Source organism: Helicobacter equorum, assembly GCF_900198655.1.
Taxonomy (GTDB): Bacteria; Campylobacterota; Campylobacteria; order Campylobacterales; family Helicobacteraceae; genus Helicobacter_F; species Helicobacter_F equorum.
Genome location: NZ_FZPO01000071.1, coordinates 1 through 1067, shown reverse-complemented (window position 1 = coordinate 1067; position 1067 = coordinate 1). Strand labels below are relative to the sequence as shown.

Here is a 1067-nt window from a genome sequence, read left to right as displayed (position 1 = left end):
ATTCTTTTTATGAGTCCATAGCCAAAGGCTTATTTATCTTTTCTATTGGGTTATTCAAAAAAGTATGTATTGCTGATAGTTTTGCTGTATGGGCAAATGCAGGATATAGTGCAGTGCAAAAAGGTCAAATGCTTAATCTCTTTGAATCTTGGGCAACAAGCCTTAGCTACACCTTTGAATTATATTTTGATTTTAGTGGGTATTGTGATATGGCAATAGGATTAGGTTTGCTCTTTGGGATTGTATTGCCACGTAACTTTAACTCTCCATACAAAGCCTTAAGTATCACAGACTTTTGGCGTAGGTGGCATATTACCTTAGGAAGGTTTTTAAAAGAGTATGTGTATATCCCTCTTGGTGGTAATCGCAATGAAAAATACAAAAATGCCCTACATTATGTGTTAATCAATAAGATTCTCACCCTAAGAAATCTTTTTATTGTAGCCTTTCTTAGTGGCATATGGCATGGTGCAGGATGGGGGTTTATTATATGGGGTTGTATGCATGGAGTGGCTATGGTAGTGCATAGAATCTATACATGGTGGTATGAAGGATTAGAATCTAAGAGTAAGCAATTTCTTAGTAATACTAAGGCTTTTAATGATATGGAAGCTTGTGGTATTGATACACAATACACTACACACCCTAAATTCCATACTACCTCTAGTGCCTCTGTAAATCCACACACATCTCCTATGGCAAAAAACCTTACTATGCACCAATTAAGCTCTTGTGTTAGCACACAACAAGATAACCATGTTTTATGTTCTACAACACAACGCTATAGCTTTGCAAGAATCTATCTAGGCTTTATGAAAACAAAACTATATACAGTGCTATGTTGGATTCTTACCTTTAACTTTGTCAATATTGCTTGGGTATTTTTTAGGGCTGAAAATATACAAGGAGCGATGAATCTCTTAAAAGGAATGTTTGGGGGAGTGATAATCCTACCTAAGTTTTTAGAATCTAAGCTAGGGTTTGTTCATGCTTGGGAGACTTATGGTGTGGGGATTAGGTTTGGGGAGTGGGCGCAAGCTATTAGTGAAAGTTCATATATTGTTATT

Annotated in this window: 1 protein-coding gene; it reads left to right on the top strand. The window is 36.3% G+C overall.

Features of this window, described 5'->3' with window-relative positions; all coding sequences use genetic code 11:
• Positions 1-1067 (top strand): MBOAT family O-acyltransferase (locus C6H22_RS08975; RefSeq protein WP_233707104.1); only part of this gene is annotated, 1067 nt, incomplete at both ends.